Annotated in this window: 17 protein-coding genes and 4 pseudogenes; 7 read left to right on the top strand and 14 right to left on the bottom strand. The window is 68.3% G+C overall.

Going from position 1 to position 23,438, the window contains the following annotated elements; all coding sequences use genetic code 11:
* Positions 1 to 130 precede the first annotated feature (130 nt).
* Positions 131 to 1,073: pseudogene (locus OTB20_RS39500) on the bottom strand (IS3 family transposase); the annotation flags it as partial.
* Positions 1,074 to 1,783: 710 nt separating this feature from the next.
* The gene (locus OTB20_RS39495; RefSeq protein ID WP_267824747.1) at positions 1,784 to 2,257 is read right to left on the bottom strand and encodes a hypothetical protein; all 474 of its coding nucleotides are present in this window, start codon (positions 2,255 to 2,257) and stop codon (positions 1,784 to 1,786) included.
* Positions 2,258 to 2,644: 387 nt separating this feature from the next.
* Here OTB20_RS39495 and OTB20_RS39490 point away from each other — a divergent pair, with 387 nt between their 5' ends.
* Positions 2,645 to 3,259 (top strand): IS3 family transposase, encoded by a 615-nt coding sequence (locus OTB20_RS39490; protein WP_267824746.1) that lies wholly within the window; start codon positions 2,645 to 2,647, stop codon positions 3,257 to 3,259.
* 477 nt (positions 3,260 to 3,736) lie between these two features.
* Here OTB20_RS39490 and OTB20_RS39485 read toward each other — a convergent pair whose 3' ends face one another.
* Complete coding sequence (locus OTB20_RS39485; protein WP_267824745.1) at positions 3,737 to 4,126, bottom strand: hypothetical protein; 390 nt, start codon at positions 4,124 to 4,126, stop codon at positions 3,737 to 3,739.
* 395 nt (positions 4,127 to 4,521) lie between these two features.
* Here OTB20_RS39485 and OTB20_RS39480 point away from each other — a divergent pair, with 395 nt between their 5' ends.
* Entirely contained in the window at positions 4,522 to 5,178 is a 657-nt protein-coding gene (locus OTB20_RS39480; protein WP_267824744.1) for a hypothetical protein, read from the top strand.
* Positions 5,179 to 5,278: 100 nt separating this feature from the next.
* On the opposite strand, the pseudogene OTB20_RS39475 reads toward OTB20_RS39480, so the two are convergent.
* The 7 genes and pseudogenes from OTB20_RS39475 to OTB20_RS39445 all read right to left on the bottom strand — a co-directional run bounded on the left by OTB20_RS39475 (position 5,279) and on the right by OTB20_RS39445 (position 10,668).
* Positions 5,279 to 5,502: pseudogene (locus OTB20_RS39475) on the bottom strand (hypothetical protein).
* A 99-nt stretch (positions 5,503 to 5,601) separates the two neighbouring features.
* Positions 5,602 to 6,102, bottom strand: coding sequence for a hypothetical protein (locus tag OTB20_RS39470; RefSeq protein ID WP_267824743.1), 501 nt, complete (start codon positions 6,100 to 6,102; stop codon positions 5,602 to 5,604).
* Positions 6,051 to 6,317 carry a hypothetical protein gene (locus OTB20_RS39465; RefSeq protein WP_267824742.1) on the bottom strand — a complete coding sequence of 89 codons (267 nt, stop codon included), beginning with the start codon at positions 6,315 to 6,317 and terminating at the stop codon, positions 6,051 to 6,053. The genes OTB20_RS39470 and OTB20_RS39465 overlap by 52 nt, the downstream gene beginning before the upstream one ends.
* Before the next feature lie 110 nt (positions 6,318 to 6,427).
* Complete coding sequence (locus OTB20_RS39460) at positions 6,428 to 7,522, bottom strand: aldose 1-epimerase family protein (RefSeq protein WP_267824741.1); 1,095 nt, start codon at positions 7,520 to 7,522, stop codon at positions 6,428 to 6,430.
* A 403-nt stretch (positions 7,523 to 7,925) separates the two neighbouring features.
* Complete coding sequence (locus OTB20_RS39455; RefSeq protein WP_267824740.1) at positions 7,926 to 8,210, bottom strand: IS3 family transposase; 285 nt, start codon at positions 8,208 to 8,210, stop codon at positions 7,926 to 7,928.
* Between the two features lie 29 nt (positions 8,211 to 8,239).
* Positions 8,240 to 9,802: an APC family permease gene (locus OTB20_RS39450; RefSeq protein WP_267824739.1), complete on the bottom strand. Its 1,563-nt coding sequence runs from the start codon at positions 9,800 to 9,802 to the stop codon at positions 8,240 to 8,242.
* 98 nt (positions 9,803 to 9,900) lie between these two features.
* A complete protein-coding gene (locus tag OTB20_RS39445) occupies positions 9,901 to 10,668 on the bottom strand; it encodes a TetR/AcrR family transcriptional regulator (protein ID WP_267824738.1) in 768 nt (255 codons plus the stop codon).
* 134 nt (positions 10,669 to 10,802) lie between these two features.
* Between OTB20_RS39445 and OTB20_RS39440 the strand changes: the two genes are divergently transcribed.
* Positions 10,803 to 12,047: a saccharopine dehydrogenase C-terminal domain-containing protein gene (locus tag OTB20_RS39440; protein WP_267824737.1), complete on the top strand. Its 1,245-nt coding sequence runs from the start codon at positions 10,803 to 10,805 to the stop codon at positions 12,045 to 12,047.
* Positions 12,048 to 12,299: 252 nt separating this feature from the next.
* Positions 12,300 to 13,630 (top strand): annotated as a pseudogene (locus OTB20_RS43010) (IS1380 family transposase).
* A gap of 239 nt (positions 13,631 to 13,869) precedes the next feature.
* Here OTB20_RS43010 and OTB20_RS39425 read toward each other — a convergent pair.
* The 3 genes from OTB20_RS39425 to OTB20_RS39415 all read right to left on the bottom strand — a co-directional run bounded on the left by OTB20_RS39425 (position 13,870) and on the right by OTB20_RS39415 (position 16,084).
* The gene (locus OTB20_RS39425) at positions 13,870 to 14,151 is read right to left on the bottom strand and encodes a hypothetical protein (RefSeq protein WP_267824735.1); all 282 of its coding nucleotides are present in this window, start codon (positions 14,149 to 14,151) and stop codon (positions 13,870 to 13,872) included.
* 858 nt (positions 14,152 to 15,009) lie between these two features.
* Entirely contained in the window at positions 15,010 to 15,417 is a 408-nt protein-coding gene (locus OTB20_RS39420; RefSeq protein WP_267824734.1) for a hypothetical protein, read from the bottom strand.
* A 34-nt stretch (positions 15,418 to 15,451) separates the two neighbouring features.
* Positions 15,452 to 16,084 carry a class E sortase gene (locus tag OTB20_RS39415; RefSeq protein ID WP_420716594.1) on the bottom strand — a complete coding sequence of 211 codons (633 nt, stop codon included), beginning with the start codon at positions 16,082 to 16,084 and terminating at the stop codon, positions 15,452 to 15,454.
* A 907-nt stretch (positions 16,085 to 16,991) separates the two neighbouring features.
* Here OTB20_RS39415 and OTB20_RS43005 point away from each other — a divergent pair.
* The 3 genes and pseudogenes from OTB20_RS43005 to OTB20_RS39405 all read left to right on the top strand — a co-directional run.
* Positions 16,992 to 17,240 (top strand): annotated as a pseudogene (locus OTB20_RS43005) (IS5/IS1182 family transposase); the annotation flags it as partial.
* A 188-nt stretch (positions 17,241 to 17,428) separates the two neighbouring features.
* A complete protein-coding gene (locus OTB20_RS39410) occupies positions 17,429 to 18,559 on the top strand; it encodes an IS110 family transposase (RefSeq protein ID WP_267824732.1) in 1,131 nt (376 codons plus the stop codon).
* Positions 18,560 to 18,709: 150 nt separating this feature from the next.
* Positions 18,710 to 19,819: an IS110 family transposase gene (locus tag OTB20_RS39405; protein ID WP_267824731.1), complete on the top strand. Its 1,110-nt coding sequence runs from the start codon at positions 18,710 to 18,712 to the stop codon at positions 19,817 to 19,819.
* Between the two features lie 101 nt (positions 19,820 to 19,920).
* Here the strand turns inward: OTB20_RS39405 and OTB20_RS39400 are convergent, their stop codons facing one another.
* Positions 19,921 to 22,962 (bottom strand): Tn3 family transposase, encoded by a 3,042-nt coding sequence (locus OTB20_RS39400; protein ID WP_267824730.1) that lies wholly within the window; start codon positions 22,960 to 22,962, stop codon positions 19,921 to 19,923.
* Positions 22,963 to 23,438 lie beyond the last annotated feature (476 nt).

Below are 23,438 nucleotides of genomic sequence, written 5' to 3'. Positions count from 1 at the left end.
CCACCAGAAAGGTGCCCCGCCCCTGCGTTTACGATTCGACCTAGACACTCGAATCCTTGCAGGTCAGGGCACCTTTCGTGTTGCCAGCTCCACCTCAGCGATCAATTCGGCTGAACAGCCGAGGCTGGTCGCAGACCTGGGCGAACGCGGCGGACGTATATTGCGATCCGCGGTCCGCGTGGAAGATCACTCCGGTGACGTCGCCCCCACGGGCCGCGATCGCGGCCTGGAGCGCGTCGATGACGAGCCCGGCTCGCATGTGCGGGGCCATCGAGTAGCCGAGTACACGGCGGGAGCGGATGTCGATGACGCAGGCGAGGTAAAGCCATGCGGCTCCGACCTGCACGTATGTGATGTCGCCGCACCACTTCTCGTCCAGCGTGCCGGCAGTGAAGTCCCGCTGGACCAGGTCCGGCACCGGCGGCGCGAGCCGGTCCGGAACGGTCGTGCGCTTCTTCTTGCGCAGGTGGCGGCCGACGATCTGGTGCTTGCGCATCAGCCGTGCGACCCGCTTGCGGTTCACCGTGTGACCGAAGCCGCGGAGTTCGGCATGGACGCGAAGCACGCCGTAGTTGCCGTGGTGTTCGGCGTGGATGCCGCGGATCTCGGCGACCAGAGCATCCTCGTCCGCCTGCCGGGCGGCCCGCACCTTGGCGCCGGCGATCCACCGGTAGTAGCCGAACGGGAGACCTCCAGCGCCCGGCATATCCGCTTGATGCCGAAGATCCCGGCGTGGGCGGAGACAAAGTCCCAAGCGGCGGTCTTCACTTCATCTCCCGGGCGAAATAGGCGGCTGCCCGGCGCAGGATCTCCCGCTCGAGCTGCCATTCCTTCTCAGCCTTGGCCAGCCGGGTGTTCTCCGCTCGCAGCCGGGCCAACTCGGCCTCGGTGTCCTGCGGCGCGCCGGCTGCTGCCGGACGGCCGTCTGCGTCACGCACCCAGGTCCGCAGCGTCTCGGGGTTGACGTTCAGATCGGCCGCGACGTTCCTGAACGTCCGCCTGCCAGCCGAAGCCCGCCACAACGCGATCGCGTCGGACCGGAACTCCGCACTGTACTTCGAGGGCCTTGCCACGTGGTCTACACCTTCCAGGATCAACAAGATCCATTGTCAGGTGTGTCCACACCACAGGGATCACCTCATGCGGACAGAACTCGTCATCGATGCCCTGGCGGCTGCCGAGCGGACCCGGGGGAGCGTGGCCGGAGCAGTGATACACACCGATCACGGCTCGCAATACTCGCTGAACCAGGGCTGATTCAAAGTCTTGGTGGTTACGTGGAAGCGCTGTCACAATCGGGCGACGATCCGTGGAGGCATCGCTACGAACACAACGAAGCTCCGGGTGACGGGGCGACCTCTCAAATCGCCCTATGTGCCGGAGCTTCGATGTGCCGTCAATCTGTCACCGTCTGTTTGGTGAAGTCGTCCACGCGTTAACACCGCGAGGTGCTGTTGGACGGCTGGCTGCGGACGCTGCCCGGCCCGTGCAAGCGTCGTGGACGCCGTCACCCGCTGTTGTTGACGGCCGCCTGCGTGGTCCCGGCCGGAGCCCATTCCTGCCCTGGGTCGGCCAATGGGGCCGCAACGCCCCCCAGGACACCGCCGCCCGGCTCGGCATCCGCCAAGCAGGCCCGCTCGCTGTCCGCCTAGCACCTCGACTCAGCAATCCCCACCACGACCGACAGCATAGCCAGCCTTCGGAATGAGCTGATCTATTAGCGGTATCGTTGTCGGCTCAGGTATCCGCGTCGGGGCTCACTTCTCCGGTGATTACATATAACCTACCGCTTGGTTATGGTGTATTGGACATTATAGGCATCGTCGAAGATCGAACCGCTTCGGGTCGTCTTGCAGTCATACGAAGTTTTGTCTACGTTCAGCCCCTTGTAGACGGTACACCCTGCACTGTTGGTTCCACTATTCGAATCGGTGGCATAGCCTTGGATCGAGTACTCTGTGCCCTGAATTTTGTATTGAAAGGCAATTCCCAGGCCTTGCCCGTTGGTGGCTGTCCAGTGGTCCGGTACACCCCAGGATGCGACGCCTTTGGGTGCGTCACCTTCGGCCCAGTTCGCATAGGGGCCGGACAGTTCGTAGGTTCCCGAGTCCAGCGCAACACCCTGCCCCGTTTGCACAGAACCTGTCACCCTGTAAGTAGTCGCGGTGGATGCGGCGGCGGATGGTGCTGTACCGAGCGCGCCTGCCACGGTGAGGCAGATTCCTAAGGCTACAACAGAGGCATTCTGACGCTTCATGAGATCTCCTTGAGTAGTCGTATCTTCTGACGACTTCCGCAGTAGGCTATCTGAATCTTCTGAGGCCAACCCCTCCCCTCGATCAAGATATCGCAAAGAGATCCACCCTTGCGGCGAGTTTAGTATTCCCATACTTCGGGCGGGACTTCGAACTTGAGCGGTGTGGTTGGGTGTCTGCACCGGCTGCTGTCTGTCGCAATCTGTGATCGACAGTGTGAGCTGTAGATCATGATGTGCCTGGTGTCGGTGCTGGTTGAGGCGGGGGCCGGTGATGGAGATGACGGCGGGCGCCGTTATCGCGACGAGATGTGACTCGCAATCATTCACGGCAGCTGTAGTGAACCGCCCCGTGTCGGATAGAGACTAGATTCGTGAAAGGATCGAGTCATGGCACGACCTTCCTCCTATCCTATTGAGCTGCGCCGCTGTGTGGTGCGCATAGTCGCCGAGGTCCGCGGCGACTATCGGAACGAGTCCGCCGCCTTCAAGGCGGACGCCGGGAAACTCGGCATCGGCTCGACCGAGACGCTCCGAAAGTGGGTGCGGCAGGACCAGGTCGACTCCGGGGCCCGGCCGGGGATGACGACGGAAGAATCAGCCCAGCTCAAAGCCCTCAAGAAGGAGGTCGCCGAGCTGAAGCGGGCGAACGAGATCCTGAAGGCGGCGGCGAGTTTCTTCGCGTCCGAGCTCGACCGGCCACACACGCTTTTCGAGGCCAACTACCGGGTCTACGGAGCCCGGAAGGTCTGGCGGGAGCTGAACAGGCAGCGCCATGCGGTGGCCCGCTGCATCGTCGAACGCCTCATGCGCGAGAACCGCATCGCTGGCGCCGTCCGCAGCAAGAAGGTCATCACCGCTGTCGGGTCGCCGACTTCACCCACATCTCCACCTGGAACGGGTTCGCTACGTCGCTTTCGTCGTCGACACCTCCCTCCGCGTCGTCGGCTGGATCCGCCTCCACCAGCAAGGGGACCAGGCTCGTCCTGGACGGCCTGGAGATAGCGCTGTGGCAGCGCGACCGGGACGGAGTCCCGCACGCACAGGGCGAGTTGACACATCACTCGGACGCGGGGTCGCAGCAGTACACATCGTTGGCGCGGGCCGAGCATCTGGACCGAGCAGGCATCGCGGCATCGATCGGCTCGGTGGGCGACGCCTACCACAACGCCCTGATGGAATCGACGATCGGCATGTTCAAAACCGAGCTGAATCAAACGCGGTCGGCCCTGGAAGACGCTCTCCCCGGTCGAGCTGCCTCCGCCTGGACATCCTCTTACGGCCTGCGGCCGGTCGCCGTGCATCCCTCCGCGTCACGCACCCACGCGCGCAGCATCTCGGGGTTGACGTTCAGGTCGGCCGGCGACGTCCCTGACGTCCGCAGCCCGCCACAACGCCACCGCGTCGAACCGGAACTCCGCGTTGCACTTCGAGGGCCTCGCCATGCAGATCTACACCTTCCTGGACCATCAAGATCCATTGTCAGGTGTGTCCACACGGCGGGGTTTTCCTCAGGCTGGGGCGGTTCAGTTCGGCGGTGAGGGTCTGTGTGTCGGTGTGGTGTTCGAGGGCATTCAGCAGGAGGGGTGCGAGCTCTCGGTTGGGCCAGGCATCCACAGGGACGGGGCCGAGAAGGTAGCCGGTGATCCACAGCCGTCCCAGCACACTGGCCGCCGTGGCGCGCAGGGTGGTGAACAGGACCGGGTCGGCCAACGATTCGAAGCCGCCCGGTGCCAGCCGGAGAGAGTCCATGAGTTCCCAAGCGTGGGCGAAGACGGTATCGGCGTCCTCGCCGTCGCCTGCCAGAGTGCAGCAGGCCTCAACCAGCCAGAGGCTGGCCTGGGTGGCGGCGGCGTGCAGCTCCGCATGCACCTGCCCCGTCTCCTCCGGGCACTCGGGTTGGGCATGTGTTCATTCTGTGGCCCGCCAGGCCCTCCCGCAGCGCGGGCAGGGGACCGCGTGGTGCGGGGTGAGCGGGCTGCGGGCGTGGCGTGGCGAGCCTTGCCGGGTGTTTGGGCGAAGCTGACCTCTCTGCAGTTACAGGGAAGGGCGGGTCAGCAGTGACGGTCGTGAAAGCGGGCCCGGAAGCGGGCGTGACGTTGAGGTCATACAGTCCGCAGGACCGGGAGCAGGTTCTGGAGCTGATTGACGCGGATCGACTTCCCGGCCGGCCCGCGGTCACGTCCCGGATGCTGGACTGCGCGCTGGCGGGACGCTGCCCCGACAGTGGGGAGCCGTGGGGGCTGGAAGGATTGTGCACGGATGTGATGGCTTCCACGGAGGGTCGTATCGTGGGGGCGGTCTCCTTCGCAGTCCGTCCGGCGGACGGTGTCGGCGTGCTGCTGTGGCTGCACTGCCTGGCGGAAGACCAGGCCATTGCCCAGGCACTGATCGACCACACGCTGGGCCACTGCGGCCGGCGGACCGTGTACGCATTCGACCTGGCCACAGCGTTCTCGTTCGCGGGTCTGCCAGTGGGCAGGCGGCGCGGTACCCGCAGGGCGCTGGAGATGGCCGGGTTCACCCGCCAGGAAGGCCGGCGCTACCTCCACCACCGCCTCGACACCCTCCGCCCGCGCCCGTACACAGTCGCGGACCTCACCGATTCCGCCAACCCGCCAGGCTGGCGCGTCCGCCTGCGCGAGAGGGACGGCACCCGCATTGGTGAAGCCCTCGTCAGCCTGCCCGTCGAGGGCACCGCAGTCCTGGAATGGATGACACTCCGGCCGGGACGTCACTCCCTCGGGCACGTCCTCCTCGAGCAGTGCCTGGCCCACCTCGCCGACCGCAGCGTCCGCGAGGTCATTACCCTCCTCGACACCTCACCCGACAGCGAAACACAGCACGACCCCGTAGGACAGCTACACCTCCAGGCCGGCTTCCACGAAATCGACCAACTCCACACCTTCACCCGCCGCCCCTAACCACCACCCACAAACACACGCGGCGAACATCCCCCATCACACGAAAGAGCAGCGCACCAAACGTTTTCGCCCCAGACCAGCTGTCCCCGCCAGCTGCTGGTCAGTCTGTCGTCCACTGATGAGCTGAGCTGCCGCGCCATTCCACCCACTCCGGATCGTCCAGAAGGCTGTCGGGATCACCGAACCCCGCAGCCTGGAGAAGACGACAAGATCATGGTCGGAATGCGCGAGCCCGAGCACCTGGTCACGGCCGTCCCGGCGTACAGACACCTGACGGCCACCCGTCAACGACGGCCCAAGGACAACGATCGGCGCGCACTTCATACCAAACAGAATGCCCGTGCGACGCCCCGGCCACAGCCCGCCCCGAGGGCCGGTCCGAAGTTCACTCGCCCGGTTGAACCGACCGGCAGCATGCCCTGATTACCACGGGTACCGGGGCAGGGGGACGGGAGCAGGCCGTGTGGAGTCCTCACTCAGCAGCCACCACCGGCCCCCGACGGCACGGAACCGGATCCGGTAGGTCAAATCCGGCCCGTCGGCCACCTGCGTCAGCCGCTGCCCTGCACTGTCGAGCAGCCACAGCGCCATCCGGAAGGTCGCGCCGGATACCAGTAAGTCCCGCTCGGTAGGGGCCGGCGGCACTCTGAACGCAGCTCTCCAGCTTTCCCGCGGATCGCCGTTCCGACGGCGCACGTCCATCAACTTCACCTGCCGCACCGGGTGCACGCCGAAATTAGTGATCACCAACCGGACCTCGGAGGACTCCACCGACAAGGCAACAGCAACCAGCGGCGCCTGCCTTGCCTGCTCCCGGCCGTGCTTCTCAGCTGCCTCATGGCGCCCCAGATAGACGCACAGCCCGATCGCAGTCAGTCCCGCAACACCGGCGCCGGTTCCCAGAACGAGAGACAGCCAGTCCAACCCCACCATTTGCTCCTGGCCGTCGCCGTCGCGTCGACGGTGAGCGTCTCGACGTGCTTGCGGGGTACCCGCAGGTGCCCCTCACACTTGTAGTACTGCGCGGCGGTGGCGAGGTGCGGCGCCCGCGTGCCAGCCTGCGTGCGGCGGGGCTTGGGCTTCTCGTCAACCTCGGTAGGTCTGATCCCGAGGACCTGTTCCAGCGCCCACTGCTGCACGCCGGTGAGGGTGTCCCAACACCTCAGGGACCACCCCGCCACCCGAAACGGGCCAGGCAGGCCTATGCTGCGCAAGGACCTTCGGGGGTATGGCTGGGGCAGCTCAAATCTCAGTTCCGTGAGGTCTGCACGCCCCAGCTAGCCTCGAAGCGCTCCCCCCGGTCCAGGACGCGTAGCCCGTACCCGTTGTTGAAGGCGTTCGACGCGCAGGTGTACGGCTCGATGGCCAGGCCCCGACGGCGTGCCGCCTCCGGCAGCGTATCCCCCGTGTACACCTGGAGGAACTCGTGCTCGCGGTCGAGCCACACCTTCAGCGAGAGCGGGCTGCGCGGCGAGGACATGCGCACCCAGGCTCGACCGTCTCGGTCACGGACGAGGTTGGCGAACCCCGTGTCCATCTGGGTCGCGCCGATCCTGCGGGCTCTGCGGAAGTCGTAAGGGGTGCCTGCCACGGTAACCGGCGGCGGTTGCGGAATGCTCCGTGCATCAGTGCGGAAGTACTTGGCCGCCGGCAGGGTGAGTACGACGTCGTCGATGGACGGTGTCCCCAGGGTGAAGTAGGGGTGCTGGCCTGAACCGTACGGGGCTCTGGCCGGGCCGATGTTTTCCGCTGCGGTGGTAACCGTCAGCCCCTGCCGCCCCAGCTCGTAGGCCTGCCGCAAGCGCAGGACGAAGGGATACCCTGGCTGGGCATGCAAGACGAGTCCCATTACGAGCCGGGAGCGGCTGCGCTCGACCGGTTGCCAGTTCATCCACCGCGTCAGGCCATGGATGGCGTTCTGATTGGCCGGCTCGCTCCAGGGCAGTTCCTGCTCCGCCCCGTCGAACTCGTACGTCCCATGGTCGATACGGTTGGGCCACGGCACCAGGAGCTGCCCGTACGAGGATCCGGTGGGGTAGGCCGAGGGGCCGTAGGTGTCGAGGAGTTCGGTGTCGTCCATCCTGAACGAGCGTAGTCCGGCTCCCAGTTCGGTCACCACGGCACTCTGGTTGCCGTACGAGATGCCGTACTGCTCGCCAGAGAGGGACGCGGCGTCGAGGTGGGGATCGGAAGCCGGCTCGGCAGGGGGGCGGGGGGAGCCGGCCCGGGCCGGGGCGGACGCGACCGCCGTGAGGCCGGCAGCGAGGGTTGCTCCGAGCACTGCCCGTCGGCCTGGGGACTTCATGTGGCTCTCCTCGACTCGGTGGACGCGGCTGATGATCACCGCGGAGATGATGCGAGGCTATCGGCCGCATATCCCTCTTCCACGAAAAACGCCGCGGCAGGTCGGGGGAAGTCAGCTGGAAAGCGCAAGGCGCCCCGAGCGGAGAACGGGCGCGCTTGCCGAGCACGGTCACCCGCATCACCAGCCTCGCCACAAGAACAGGACCAGACTCGGATTCAATCGGCCAATGGCAGACCTGTCCGGTGACCTGCCGGAAGATCACCGCGAGGGGAACCGAAAGAGCCGTACCTCTATGGAGCCGCCTGGAGCACACGCTACGGAAATTCGCGAGAACTCGACCCGCACCACGACCCACCCGCGCAGTCGCCTTCGTTCCACCACCTGAGGTTCCCGCGCCGTGCGGGAGTTGCTGAGCGGCAGGTCAGTGGGGGTTGACGGGGTTTCAGGCCAAGATGTCGGCCGCCCTTTGCTCGGCGTAATACCTGTCCTCGAACTCGGTTGGGCTGAGGTGGCCGAGCCGTTTCTGAATGCGCCGGCTGTGGTAGAAGCCGTCGATGTACTCGAAGAGCGCGAGGTTCTCCTCGGGCGCACGATCCGCCGCGCCGCCGACGGCTCCCTGTCCGTGTGTTGGCTGCTGGCCGAGTGACTGCCCGGAGCCGCCGAGCCCACCAATGCCGCCCATCTGCGCACCCTGCGCCGGGCCCTCGACGAGGTGGCGGGTCGTCACGGTACCCAACGCTTACGACGAGTTCATCCTCACGGGACTGACCGGTCCCACGCCACCTCGACGCCGTCCGCCTCCTGGCCCGGCGCGGCCGAGGCACCCGGCCCGTCCTGGCTCTCCCCATGCCCGGGGCCTTCGTAGGCGGTGGGCCGTTCGGTCCAGAACATGCCGGACGCGGCCCGTCGCGCGAGCATCACCAGTACGCCGACGAGGCTTAGGCCGAGAGCGATGACCAGCGGCGGGCCCAGACCGAACCAGGACGTCGCGCCCGCCGAGTTGGCGGGGTCCGCCATATCGGCGACCGCCTCGGTGAGCAGCCAGATCAGCATCACCGCGCCGACGACAGGTCCGACGCCGATGAACAGGAACTCGCGTACCCCCGCGGTGAGCCGGCGCCGGTGGTAGACCGCGCAGGCGATTCCGGTGAGGGCATAGTAGAAGGCGATCAGCAGGGACAGGGCGGTCAGCGAGTCAGCGAGGGCGTTCTCACTGATCCGGTGGATGAGCAAGTACCAGACGGCGGCCGCGCCAGCGACCCACCAGGTGCTGACGGCCGGAGTGCGGTACCGGCTGTGCACCCGGCCGAAACGAGGGGGGAGGGCGTGCCTGCGTGCCATGGACAGCGCGGTACGGGAGGCCGGGATGATCGTCGTCTGGGTCGAGGCGAGGGCCGAGGTGGCGACGGCGAGCAGCACGATCCAGTCCCAGCCGCCGAGGACCTCCCGTGCCAGGGACGCGAACACGGCCTCATTGTCGTCTGCGTGTGCGGCGAGATACTCGGTACCGGCGTAGGCGACGACCGCGACGGCCACGGACACGTAGGTGGCCAGGAGGACGACGGTCGACCAGATGCCGGCTCTGCCCGGGGTGGAGGAGGGGTCCGTCGTCTCCTCGGTCAGGTTGACGGCTGACTCCCAGCCCCAGTAGACGAAGACGCCGAGGAGCAGCCCGCCGGTCATCGCCGTACCCCCGGCCCCGAACGGGTCCAGCCAGCTGACAGCGGGCCGTACGGCTTCGAGGGAGCCGGTTCCGGCCTGGACCCGGTATAGGGCCACGGCCGCGAAGACAAACAGGCATAGGGTCTGGAGCAGGACGAGGACGTTCTGCAGGCGGGCCGCGGCCTGCGTGTCCCGCACGCATAGCGCTGCCATCGCCACGATCACCAGCACGGTCAGCCCCTGACGGACCAGGGTGTCGGCGGCCCACGCGTCCAGGCCGACGGCCAGCAGGCCGAAGTTCACGGCCACGTCGGCCAGTGAGCCGACCACCAGAACACCGGTCATGGTGATTGCCCAGCCGCCCAGCCAGCCGACCGTGGGTCCCAGCGCACGAGTCACCCACGAGAAGGTCGTGCCGCAGTCGGGGTCGGCCCGGTTCAGATAGTAGAAGGCGGACGCGATGAGCACCATCGGAACGAAGGACGCGAGCATCACCCCGGGGGCGTGGACGCCGACCAGCGCGACGACCGGCCCGATGACCGCGGCCAGGGAGTATGCAGGCGAGGTGGCGTTGAGCCCAATGGCGAGAGCGTCGACGAACCCGATGGCGTTCGGTCTGAGCGTCTCGTCCGGCGTCTGCGGGGTGTCTTCGACCATGGTCCCTCCCTGGTGCGCTGTAACGGGGCGTGCTTACGATGAGGAAACCCGTGCGCCGCACAGAGCGTCTATGGTGTTGGCATAAAAAGCGCCCTGGCTCAGCCGCCCACACCCCCGATCGCGGTCCCGGCACTAGCCCGGCCCGCCTGGTCCCCGGACTGTGCGGCTGGGGCGGCCAACTGTCGTTCTGCGCTGTCCAGTAGCATGTCCAGGGCGACCGGATAGGCGCTGTGGGGCATGCGGGCGGCCAGCAGCCCGGCGGTGGCCGCGATGTTCGGGTACTCCTCGGCCGGCAGCCGCGCGTACGTGGACTCCCACCGCTCCTCGTCCGATTCGCGCGCCTCCGCCGGCAGAGCCAGGGGGCCCGCGTCGAGCGCCGCGAAGGCCAGGCACTGGTCGATGTAGGCGTGGTAGATCCGCACGGCGTCTCCGTCGGCGAACCCCGCCCCACGGAGGCTGCCGAGGACCGCCTCGTCGGCTGCGACCTCCCGCGGCCGGCCGGACACCCGGCTCGCTGTCAGTAGCGCCGCCTGAGGATGGGCGAGGTAAGCGCCATGGATGCGAAGCCCGAGGGAGCGCAGGTCCTCGCGCCAGCGCCCGGTTGGCGCCCACCCGTCGACCGCCCGGCCGATCAACTCCTCGCCGATGGCCAGGGTGAGCCCGTCCATGCCGTCGAAATACCTGTACAGGGTGCTGGGGTCCGCGCCCAGGGCAGCGCCAAGCCGCCGGGCGGACAGGCCCGCGCTGCCGTGCTCGCGCACCATCCGCAGGGCCGTTTCGACGATCAGCCGCTCGGAGAGCACCGTCCCTTGCCGGGTCGGGCGCCGCCGCCTGCGAGCCTCCTCCAAGACCACGTCCTTCGCCATCGCCCGCCCTTCCCCTTTGTATGAAGGTGCCGTGATCACAGGGCAACCCTTATGCCAACACCATTGACCATAACTCGGAGCAGCGGGTTCCATCAGCCCCCGAGGCGCACGCCTCACCGAGAAAGGACCTCGTCATGCGTGTTCTGCTTGTGGGTGCCGGTGGTGTCGGGAGCGCGATCATCCGGATCGCCGCCCGCCGCGGCTTCTTCGACCACTTCGTCGTCGCCGACTACGACCTCGCCCGCGCCCAGGCCGCGGTTGCCTTCCTGGGCGGCGCCGAGCAGCGCTTCAGCGCCTGTCGCGTCGACGCCTCCGACGAGGCAGCGGTCACCCGACTGCTCACCGAGCGCGGATGCGACGTCCTGATGAACGCCACCGACCCGCGCTTCGTTCTTCCGCTGTTCAACGCCGCGCTCGCGGCGGGCAGCCACTATCTCGACATGGCGATGTCCCTGTCCCGTCCGCACCCCCAGGACCCGTACAGCGCATGCGGGGTTAAACTCGGCGACGAGCAGTTCGAACGGGCCGAGGAGTGGGAGCAGTCCGGTCGGCTGGCGCTCGTCGGCATGGGCGTAGAGCCGGGCCTCTCGGACGTCTTCGCCCGCTACGCGGCCGACGAACTCTTCGACGAGATCGAGGAGATCGGGATCCGTGATGGTGCCGACCTCGCCGTCGCGGGCCACGCCTTCGCCCCGTCGTTCAACATCTGGACGACGATAGAGGAGTGTCTGAACCCGCCCGTGATTTTCCAGCGCGAGCGCGGCTGGTTCACTACGGAGCCGTTCAGCGAGCCGGAGGTCTTCGATTTCCCCGAGGGCATCGGCCCCGTCGAGTGCGTCAACGTCGAACACGAGGAGGTCCTCCTCGTCCCGCGCTGGGTCGGGGCCCGCCGGGTGACCTTCAAGTATGGCCTCGGCGACGACTTCATCGACAAGCTCAAGACGCTCCATGCCCTGGGCCTGGACTCCACCGAACTCGTCACGGTCCCCGGCGAGGACGGTCCGGTCCGGGTCTCGCCCCGCGACGTGGTCGCCGCCTGCCTGCCCGACCCTGCGACGCTGGGGGATCGGATGACCGGAAAGACCTGCGCGGGCACCTGGGTCAAGGGCACGAAGGACGGGCTGCCCCGAGAGGTTTATCTGTACCACGTGGTCGAAAACCAGTGGTCCATGCGCGAGTACGGTTCCCAGGCTGTCGTCTGGCAGACCGCCGTCAACCCGGTGGTGGCCCTCGAACTGATCGCCACCGGCGTGTGGACTGGTCCCGGAGTCCTGGGCCCTGAAGCCCTGCCACCCCTTCCCTTCCTCGACCTGCTCACCGCGTACGGCTCGCCTTGGGGCATACGCGAACAGGGCCGCACCCCGGCCAAGGGCCACTGAAGGCCGGACGCCGGCCGCAGGTACCGCGCCGGCAGGCCTCCCCGTGCGGACCCGCCTGCGCGGCCGGTGGCGGTCAGCGGAGCGAGCGACTCCTCCGGGCCCCGCTCGCGCAGGGCCGCGTAGGCGAGGCACAGCGTCCGTGACGAGCTCGGTTAGCCTCGGCGTTTCACGTGGGGGGCCGGTTTCTGTGCGGTAACGCGAAAGTGCCTTTTGAGCTGGGACGATGAACCTTGTCGAGGGGTTCCGCCGGTCCTGGCGGAAGGCACTTTCTGCGTGCAGGGTATCGGTTCGCGTCCCAAGCTCCATGTCTCCGCTGACGGCGCAGGGGTGGTGGGTCACGCCGGTGCACGATTGCTGGCGGATCTTGCCGATGCCACCGGGCTAACCACCGCGTACTCCACCGCGTTGAGACCACTTCGGCCACGCGGCACTGGCCACGCCCCAGGCCGGATCGCCATCGACCTCGCGGTGACGCTCGCCAACGGAGGCCAGCTGATCACGGAGCTGACCGTTCTGCGGGACCAGCACGGGAGTTCGGCCGCGTGGCCGTCACTCCGACGGCCTGGCTGCAGGCGGCTGACCGGGGCGAGGGCATACCCGCAGCCCAAGCTGGGAGACGTACACTTCCCGGGCTGACCTCGACGCCACGCTGATCACCTGCCCCTCGCAGAAGGCTCAAGCTGCCCCGACATACAAGGGCGGCTTCGGCTTCCACCCGCTGACGTGCTTCCTGGCCGCCATCGGCGAGGCGGTGTCCGGGCGGCTGCGGCCCGGCCATGCCGGAGCAAACACCGCCGCGGACCACATCGGGTGCTGGACGAGGCTCTCGTGCAGATCCCCGACGCCCGCAGGCACGGCACCGACATCCTCATCCGCACCGACAGCACCGGATCGGCAAAAGCCTTCCTCACCCACGTCCGACGCGCGGACGCGAGGAATTCGCACCTTCTTCTCGGTCGGCTACGCAGTCACCGAGCCGGTCCGCCACGCGAACCGAGCCATGCCCGACCCGTCTCTGGCATCCCACTGGACCAGGACGGCTCGCTCCGCGCCAGCACGCCGAGGTCGCCGAGGTCGCCGAGCTGACCGGCTATCCGGCCGGCACCTACATCAACGTGCGCCACGAGAGGCCGCAGCCCGGCGCCCAACTCTCCCTGTCCGACCAGGACGAGGGCCTGCGACACCAGGTGTTCCTGACCGACACCCCCTCCTCCGGCGGGGGCTCCGCCCAGTTCCTGGAGGCCCGCCACCGCGGACACGCCACCGTCGAAGACCACATCCGGTACGGCAAGGACACCGGATTCGACCGTTTTCCCTCCCGCCACTTCCCCCCCAACGCGGCCCGGCTCGAACTCAGCCTCGCAGCGATCGACCTCCCCGCCTGGAGTCGCGTCCTACTGCTGGACGACGGGCTGGCCGACGCCGAGCCCAAGGAACTCCGTTACCGGCTCCTGCACGTCGCCGCCCGCCTCACCCGCGACGGCGGCCGCCTCCACCTGCGAATCTCCGCCACCTGGCCCTGGAGACACGAACTCCCCACCGCGTTCCACCGACTCGCGGCTCTGCCCCGCACGGCCAGCTGACCGGCAGCCCCTGACCCCCACCACGCGAGGAACTTTGGAGAACCCGACCACCGCGCCGAGCCCTCACCACGGCCACCAACCAGCACAGCCCCAAAACGACCTCACTCGGCTACCGAGCAGCCTCACCTGGAACGGCGCCGGTGCCGTGCTCGGTGCCCCTCTACCGGTTCTACCTCCACTCGGTCCTCGACCACTTGGTCTGACTGCGAGGAACCTGTACACCAGGGAGTTCTGCTGGGCTACGTCATGAGGCTCTGACCCCACGGACGCTCCACCAGCCCGGCCGCGGTGATGACGTCCTCCAGGGACTCCAGGTAGATGGGTCCCCACTGTCGGTAGATCTTCAGGACGCGCTCCTGCCCGGCCTCGCTCACGCTGGTCCACACGTCCCGGTCGAAACTCCTCTCGAGGGTGGTGAGGAACTGCTGCTCGGCTCGTGGCAGGGCCATGAACTCAGTGAGCCACGGCCAGTCGTTCGGGCGGCTGAAGTCGAGGAGGACACCCCGGTACTCCTTCGGCATGACCGACCCGGTACTAGAGGAGCACTCTGTCGAATCGCAGGTAGCGGGCCTGGTGCGTCTGGTCGAGGCCGCCCAGTGCGCTTGGGTGGTCGCATAGTTGCCCTGGACGAAGGCGTCCGTCTCGCGCCTGAGGGCCTGGACGACGGCGTTGTGCTCTTCCGCTCCGTCCTGGCAGGCCAGCACGTGGATCCTCGTGTACGAGGCGAAGGCAGGGCCGAGCACCCCCGTGCACACGTGCCGGGAGACGGAGCAGAGCGTGGGGCTCGTGCACAACCACATCGGCTCGGGAACGGTGACGAGGTCGCCCTTGCACTCACTGAAGTGGGCGTACGGGGCGGACAGTTCGAAATCTGTGACCGGAAGGAGCTGCGAGTTGGCCACCGCGGCACCCGTGCAGATCCGGGGCCTCGGACCGTCCTCGGCGCCGGAGCGGCCAGCTGGATCTCGGCCGGCGTCAGGCAGCCGCCGGGCTCCGCGTAAGTGATGAGGCTGCGTCCTCGGGGGACGCGGGCCCGCGCGCTCAGGGAGGGGGAGGTGCCGTGGGCCACAGGTCGGTCAGGGTGGTGCTTGCCTTTCGGATCGGTACGGGAAGCACGGCCGTCGTGCCGGCGCCGGCGGCGTGGCCCGGGACCCGCAGGTCAGACAGGGCCCAGGCGCCGGCGGCGATAGCAGGGAGCCTGGGACGAGGCGGAGGAAACCGGTGCGCAGGGAGGAGTGCTCCGCGGCCAGGCCGATGGCCACGGGGCGGAGCAACGGCCCGCAGTAGCCGAGGGTGCCGGCGCGAGCGATGGCCGCCGCCTGCTCGCCGCCGACGAGACAAGAAGAGCACCTCCTCCAGGGCCGGAGCCGGTCAGCCCGTCAGCCGGGGCACCCGTCGGCCCTGGGCCATGCCGGCTCGTCGCCTTCGCCGCCCTCGCCGGGTGGCCAGGAGTGGAGGGTGTAGCCGTAGCGCAGCTCTTCGAGCAGCAGCTCATCGTGCTCCCCGTCGGCGAATTCGCACAGCGCCGTGCGGCCCTGCCAGGCCTGGTCGAGGGAGAGGACCAGCAGCAGGTCGGTCCCTGTGCCCTCCTTCTCGGCCCGCTCCCAAAACTGGCCGGGCGCGGCGGTGACGTACACGTAGCCGTCGGCGTACGTCTGGCAGGCCAGGCGCAGGGCACCCTCCGGCGGGATGAGGTCCTGTTCTACCAACCGGTCGCGGTAGCACTTGACCAGCTCTGCCGCCCGGGCCTGGCCCACGGCCAGGTCGATCCTCATGCTGCTCTTCATCGCGGCTCTCTCCTCGCGCCGGTGGCAGGAGGGGTCACCGGAGCTCCTCCGGCAGGGTCCGGGCGGCATCGACCGGTACGGTGCGTACCAGATGGCCCCACACGGCCATGCGATAGTCCGAGGTGTACTTGGGGGTGCACGTGGTCAGCGTGATGTAGCGGCCCGGGCCGGTGTAGCCCGAGCCCTCGGGCACGGGCCGGATGATGCCGGTGTTGTCCATGCCCGTCTTCGGCAGTGTCTTGTCCAGGCGGTAGACGTACCAGGTGTCGCGGGTCTCGACGACCGCCGCGTCGCCCGGTCGGATCCTGTCCATGTCGTGGAACTTCGCCCCGTGGCCGTCCCGGTGCGCGGCCAGCGCGAAGTTGCCGGCCGTGTCCCAGGGCATCGCCGCGTTCGGGTACACGCCGGCCACGGCCTGGTCAAGGACGCTGGGTTCCGTCCCCGGCTCGATCAGGATCGGTGACTTGCTCATGCTCGGGACGTACAGGAACCCGATCGTGGCCCCCGCAGGGGGCTTGCGCTGCCCTTCGCCGGCCGCCTGTGGCTGCTCCTGCCACCGCGTCCGCAGCTCGGAGGACGCGCTCTGCGCGGTCCGGTTCGCGAAGTAGTCTGTGCCCCACACCGAGTACGCCGTGTACAGCCCCATGAGCAGGCTCATTGCGCACAGGACCGAGCCGAGCCGGCCGGCGAGCGAACTGCCCCGACCGGTGCGGCGCCGACGCTCCCCGACACGGCCGCGACCGCCCCCGGCGGGCTCCCGAGGCCGTTGACGCGGTTCGTCGGCGTCCTGGTCCGGCTGTCGGGGGGGCGCGGCTCGGCGAGCCGGCGAGGCGGCGGGGCGGTGCGTCCCGGAGGGAGGCGGGTTGGGCATGTCTCGTTCCTCGGCACAGTCAGGGGCGGGGCCGCCCGGGCGGCCTGCGCCGGGTGGTGCTCGGCACGATGCGCCATCCCCGTGCCGCTCGGACCTGCCGCCGGGGAAGACAACGGGGCAGTAGCTGTGCGCGCCCGGTCGTCGGGATCCCGGCTCGGGCCGTAGGGGAGGCCAGCCGGTGCGGTGGCGGTCCTCCGAAAGGTGCTCCGGAAGCGGGGGTTCCCGGTCGGGGGGCTGCCAGTGTGGGCCGCGCGCCGGAGGAGAAGCCCGCAGGTGTACGGGAGGGCATTCGGCTCCTCACCGACGGGATGTGCCCGTGCCGCACCTACCCCGGCCGGGTGCGGACCCCCCTGGGGCCACACCCGGCGCAGGATGCGCGGACGCGGGAGGCCCGGGAGACGGCGCAGCTGGTCGTTGGTGGCTGCCGGTGGGTGAGCTGGTCGACGGGCCCCGGTCCCGGCCTTGGATCTGCCGTCCAGCGCGGCGGCCGTCATCCGTGCCGCGACCGGCGCCGCCAGCCGTCCGCCCGAGACGGCCGAGCGCGCGGTGGAAGAGTTCTGGATCCACACCGCCATGGCGACCTTTCGGCCGTCCCGGCGCCCGTACGCCGTGGAACCACGTGTACGGGTTCCGCTGTTGCCGGTGCCCCGCTGGGCGGTGCCGGTCTTGCAGCCGACCTCCGTGTGGACGCGCAGGAGGAGGTGCCTCCCACAAGAACCGCGCCTACCTGCGCCGCCGCGGGGTCCGCTGCACCATTCCAAACAAGGCCGACCAGGCACGCAACCGCCAGAAGCTCGGCTCCCTCGGTGGCCGGCCCCCGCGCTTCGACCCGGTCGACTACCGCGAGCGCCATGCGGTCGAGTGCGGGATCAACCGCCTCAAGAGGCACCGCGCTGTCGCCACGCGATGCGACTGTGAGGATGTTCGGGTGCCGCTTCGGGCGGTGGCCTGACTCGCGATACGACTGGCCGTGGTGCCTTGAGTTTGATCTGTCGGCCACTGCTCGGGGCGGTACTCGCTGCCGCCGGGCAGGGGACGTGTCCCGATAGGGGCCTTCGCGAGAGGCACCGTCACAGTCTTGACCGCCCCCGGCCCGGCGACGGCCACCGGTTCCGGAGGGGATCAGGAGGCAAGGCGACCTTGACCAGCATCACGCAGTCCACCGCCCCATGTCACGTCCCGGCGGATGCCGAGGACGTCCTGCTCGGCGTGGACACTCACAAGGACGTCCACGCCGCAGCCGTCATCACTGTGCTTGGCGCCGCCCTGGACGGCCGCAGCTTCCCCGCGACCGCAAATGGCTACCGGCAACTCCTCGACTGGGCACGATCATTCGGCGTGCTGCGGCGGGCCGGCGTCGAGTGCACCGGCTCTTACGGAGCCGCCCTGACCCGTCACCTGCGCGCCGAGGGCATCGAGGTGACCGAGGTCAACCAGCCCGACAAGGCTGCCCGACGCCGTCACGGCAAGACCGACGCCATCGACGCCGAGGCCGCAGCCCGCGCCGTGCTGACCGGACGAGCCACTGCCGCGGCGAAGACCGGCGACGGTCCAGTCGAGATGCTCCGGCTGTTCAAGCTGGCGAAGGGGTCCGCGGTCAAGTCCAGGACCCAGGCGATCAACCAGCTCAAGAGCGTCCTGGTCTCAGCTGACTCGGCTCTCCGCGAGTCGCTGGCCGGGCTGAGTAACCCGCACCTGTTCAAGCGGTGCGCCGACCTCAACCCCCAGCACGCGAGCGGGCCGGCCGGGGCCGCCCGTTACACCTTGAGGCTGCTGGCCCGCCGCATCCGGCACCTGACCGAGGAGACCGACGACCTCAACAAGCGGATAGCCGAGGCCGTCGAAGCCAGCACCCCAGGTCTGCTGGAAGTCCGTGGCGTCGGCCCGGACAGCGCCGCTGCCCTGCTCATCGCGGCCGGCGACAACCCGGAGCGACTCGCCAGCGACGCCTCCTTCGCAGCCTTATGCGGCACCAGCCCGGTCGAGGCGTCCTCCGGGAAGACACAGCGCCGCAGACTGAACCGGGGCGGCGACCGCCAAGCGAACGCCGCCCTCTACCGGATCGTCCTCAGCCGCCTGCGCTGGGACGATCGCACCCGCGACTACCTGCAACGACGTCTGACCGAGGGCAAGACACGCCGTGACCGAGGGCAAGACACGCCGCGAGATCCTGCGCTGCCTAATGGGAGCTACGAAGTCGGGGAATGCTCGATTCGTAGCCGCCAGCAGGTGAGCACTATCGCTGCCCGAAGCATCGGACTTCTGGTTTGAGACCGTGCCCCTGCTGGTCGGCCGGTAGGCCAGACCGCTAATGGGGTGGCGTGCCCGCCCCAAGGGGCGTGAGCACTGGATCCATTAGGCCGCGCGCCGTGCCTTCCGCAGGCTGCACCGCTGTGTCAAGTACGTTATAGGGAGGGTCTGTTGCTGCTGATCGGTGATGACTGGGCCGAGGACCACCACGACGTCGAGGTCCAGGACGAGAGCGGCCGGAAGCTGGCCGCCGTGAATCTACCCGAGGGCGTGACGGGCATCGCCAGACTCCACGAGCTCGTCGCCCGGCACGGCGGTGAGGGCCTGGATCCGGGCGAGGTGGTGGTCGGGATCGAGACCGACCGCGGCTCGTGGGTACAGGCCCTGATCGCCGCCGGCTACCAGGTGTTCGCGATCAACCCCCGCCAGGTCAACCGCTTCAAGGAACGCTATGCCTCGTCCGGGGCGAAGAGCGACAAGGGCGACGCCCACGCACTGGCCGACATGGTCCGCATCGACCGGGCCCAGCTGCGGGCCGTGGCCGGGGACAGCGAGGCGGCCCAGGCCGTCAAGGTGGTCGCCCGCGCCCACCAGACACTGATCTGGGAACGCACCCGAACCTTTCAACGACTGCGCTCCACGCTGCGGGAGTACTTCCCTGCCGCGTTGTCCGCCTATGCGGACCTGACGCTGACCAGCACTGACGCACTGGAACTGCTGGTCAAGGCACCCACTCCAGCGGCAGCGGCGAAGCTCACCCGCACCCAGATCACCGCCGTCCTCACCCGCCATCGCCGCCGCAACCGAGAAGCGAAAGCCGCCACGGTCCAGGCCGCCCTGCGCGAGCCACAGCTCGGCCTGCCTGAACAGGTCACCACCGCTTATGCAGCCACCGCCACCGCCCACGCACGTTTGATCATTGCGCTCAACGAGCAGATCGCTGCGATGGAAGAGCAGGTGAAGGCGCATTTTCTGGCACACCCGGACGCTGAGATCTACCTCTCGATGCCGGGCATCGCAGAGGTCACGGGCGCCCGGGCGCTCGCGGAATTCGGTGACGACCCCCACCGATATGCCAGTGCGAAGGCACGCAAGAACTACGCCGGCACCAGCCCCGTCACCCGCGCGTCCGGCAAGAGCCATACCGTCCAGGCCCGCTACGTCCCCAACAACCGCCTCGCTGACGCCCTCCAGGCCCAGGCATTCTCCGCCCTACGCAACTCGCCCGGCGCCCGCCGTTACTACGACAAACAGCGTGCACGGGATGTGGGGTGCCGTTAACGAGCGGCGAACCAGGTGACAAGTAACCCGCCAGTAGCCTTTGGATCGAAGGTCGGCCCCCTTGCCGGGATGTGGCGAGGGGGCCGAGTGGTGTCGCGGGTTCAGGCTGCGGCTGGCTCGGGCTCCGGTTCCTGGGGGACGGGCTGGGCGAGTTGGAGGCGGCTGCCCATATTCAGTCGCACCTCGCCGTAGGGCTGGATGTGCATCCAGAACAGCGGGGTCAGGGCGCGTTTGTCCTCGTCGGTCAGGAGGTCTGCCCACTCCGGATCGGCGAGCATGTCTTGGATCATCAAGGTGTTAACGAAGACCAGCGCCGTTTGCAAGAGGTGGAGTGCGAGAACAGAGAGTTCTTGCTGGTCACGGCGGTTGCTGCTCAGGTCGCCGCTCTTGCCGAAGAAGATGATGTCGTTGGCGCCGTTCCAGCCCTCGACGACGTTCAGCCCTTCCTGGATCTCGCGCTGGAGGTCGCGGTCGCGCAGGTAGCGGGCGACGAAGATGGTCTTCTGGGCTTTGCCGACTTCGAGCATGGCCTGGTAGACGGGGTGGGAGGCGGTGCGGGTGAAGCGTCGCAGGATGGCCTCGGTGGAGGCGGTGCCGACCCGGATCGCGGTGGCGTACTTGATGAGCTGGTCGTAGTTGTTCTCGATGACGTCCCAGCGGATCGGGCGGGTCGTCGCGTCGGCCAGGCGCTCGTGGCTGTCCTCGTCCTCGCGGCCGGGCCGGTACAGCTTCACCTTGTTGATCTGCTTGATGCGGGGCAGCAGGTCGTAGCCCAGGAGCCTGGTCAGGCCGAACCCGATTTCCGACTGGCCATGCGAGTCCACGTAGTTACCCTCGGCCTGCATCGTGGTCGCGTGCCGCATCATCCCCTCGATCGCCGCGGCGACCTCCGAGGCGGTGCAGTTGAGAAGCTGGCTATGAATGGCCATCGAACCTTTCTCGATGTGCCAGTACACGAGCACACCCCGGCCCCCATACCGGGAGTGCCACTCGGTGAAGATGTTGCGGTCCCACGCCTTGAAGTGCGTCGAGTCCGAGGCCACGGTGGTGGTGCCCTGCCCCCACACCGTCTCGGAGCGGGCGGCGAAGGTGGCGTTGGCGATCTCCACCCCGGCGGCCTTGAGCCCGACCGCGGTCAGGTAGCGGCGGGCCGTGTAACGCAGCTCTTCCTCGGTGTGCTTGTGCTCGCCGGAAGCGACGGAGCTGATCCCGGAATTGGTGCCATACGCATAGGCGATCAGGAGCAGGCGTTCCAGGAGCTTCGCCTCGTCGATGGCCTCCCTCGTGCCGATCGGGGCCATGGCCTTGAGCATCCCGGTGCGCAGGGCGGCTTCCTTGAGGATGTCGATCAGGGCGACGGTGCCCCATTTCTTGCGGATCGCCTTCTTGAGCTTGCGCAGGTTCTTCGGTTCTTTCTGCGGTTCGGGGTCGGTGAACTTGATCGCCCCGTTGCGGTGCTTCCCGCTGATCGTCACCCACGGCAGCTTCGGCAGCTTCGTGTCCAGCGCGCCGAGCTCGGCGCGCATCTCGGCCTGGAGCTGGGCGGTGAAGACCTTGCCGTCGCGCGGCTTGTTGAGCTTCTCGTAGTACTCCGCGCGCCTGACCTCGAAGTCGTCGGGCAGGTCATCGTCGGGGTTGCGCCACTTGTCGGCGCCGACCACCCAGATCTCCTTGCAGCGCAGCCGGTCGCGCAGGGCCTGGAAGACGCACGCCTCGTACACGGTGCGCATGACGCGCTTGGGCCCCTTGTCGGGGGTGAAGATCGCGAACTCCATCCAGTCCTTGCGGACGACCCCGTCGAGCGGGATGGTCTCGCCGAGCGGCAGGTAGGTGGTGGAAGAGTCCTTGTGCCGCTCGATCAGCTTCAGGGCGACCATGACGGGCTTGTGCTGGTCGTTGGAGGAGCAGAAGTCGAGCACGCTGAGCAGCTTCATCAGCCCGCTGCGGTAGTGGTTGGAGTAGGAGGACTTGAACACCTCCCGCTTGTTGCGGGCGAACTCCGCGTTGGTCGCCTTCATCTCGGCGACCAGGTCCTTCAGCGTCTTCTCCCCGCCGGCCGCCGGGAAGACCACCGAGCGGACCGAGCCGTCCGGGGCGCCGAGCGAGGCGGCGGCGATCTTCCCGAGCAGTCCGGACTTGCCGCGGACCTTGGTGAACTCGGCGACGAACGCCTCGGTCACCTTCTTCTCCGCCCGCGCGTTGATGCGGTGCACGGTGGAGTTCAGCAGCTCCACCAGGGTGTCGGTGATCTCCCGCTGGCGCTGGAAGAGCAGGGCGGCGAGCAGGACGTGCCGTACGGGAGCATCGAAGCGCCGCAGGTGGCTGGGTGAGGACGCCGACGCTCTGGCCCGCCAGGCGTTGATGACCTGCACGCCGATGCCGGCGAACGCCTTGGCCGGGATGCCGACGGCGCGGACCTGCTTGAGCTTGGATATCTCCTCCAGCAGCGAGTTGAGACTGACGTTGCCCGGATGGGACTTGATGTCCGAGAGCACCGACTCCACGTCGTCTTCGTCGTCCTCTGCGCTGTCACCGCCGTCCCCCTCGGCCGTGTCGCCTTGGGCGGCGTGGTCGTCGGTCGGGTCGGTGAAGACCAGCGCGTCCAGCCGGCCGGGGCAGTCCTCTTCCCGCGCGAGCCGTGCGGCGACCTCGGCGACGGCGCGCTCGTCGGCCTGGTGCAGTGCGGAGCGGATGACCGCGTTGATCTGGGCCGCGGTCGGCGGCTCGATCAGGTCCTCGCGCATCTGCCGCATCAGCTCGGCCCGCACCTGCTCCTCGCGGCGCTCGTCGTGCCAGATCACGTCCACCAGCTGGGAGACGAGCTTGACCTGGTCGGTCGTGGTGCACTCGTGCCAGCCGGTCAGATCCCGCAGCTCGCTGCGGTGCCGCTTCGCGGCGCGCGAGATGAAGTCGTAGAACCCCAGCTCGGTGGCGGCCACGCCGACCTGCTTGGCGACGTGCTCGACGGCGTCGGGCGGCAGCTCCAGACGTATCTTGGGAAACCGGCCGCGCCAGATCAAAAACTTGAGCTGGACGGCGAAGCCCAGCCTCGTGCTGCCGGTCTTGTTCCGTAACCAGCCCGCCTCATCGCCGGACAGGGTGAAGTGGTCCACCACCCCGTCCAGACCCAGATCCCGCCCCACTGCGCAGCCCCCTCCGCACGCCCCCGTGATCACCTGTCGGGCTGGACGGTAGAGGCACCGCTGTACAGCGGGCGCAGGTATCAGCGAAGTACCCCGGCCCAGTCCTCGGACCTGGTATAGACACGGCCGAACTGCCAGGCGCCCCGGGCGGTGGCCGTCACTCTCCCCGCCCGGGGCGCCTGGAGCGTACGGACCCCGTCAGGGCCGGGGCAGCGGAAGGCCGGGCAGCTGCGGGTGCCGCAGGTGCTGCCCGCCGTCGTAGACGTGCAGGGTGAAGGTCTCCGGCCCCGGGGCGTCGGCTGCGTCGTAGGCGTCCAGGACCCGCTCGATCCGTTCCCACAGCTTCTGTTGTGCGACATCCCGCGTGTTCCCCTGAGCCCCGGAGAGAGTCCGGCCTGCTGGCCAGGGGGTTCGTCCCTCTCTCAGCAGCCCGGGGCTCAGTGAAATAACTTCAGGATTTATGAAGTACTCTCAGC

The organism is Streptomyces sp. H27-H1, from assembly GCF_026627445.1.
Taxonomy (GTDB): domain Bacteria; phylum Actinomycetota; class Actinomycetes; order Streptomycetales; family Streptomycetaceae; genus Streptomyces.
Note: the sequence above shows the minus strand (reverse complement) of the source record. Positions and strands in the feature narration are given on the sequence as shown.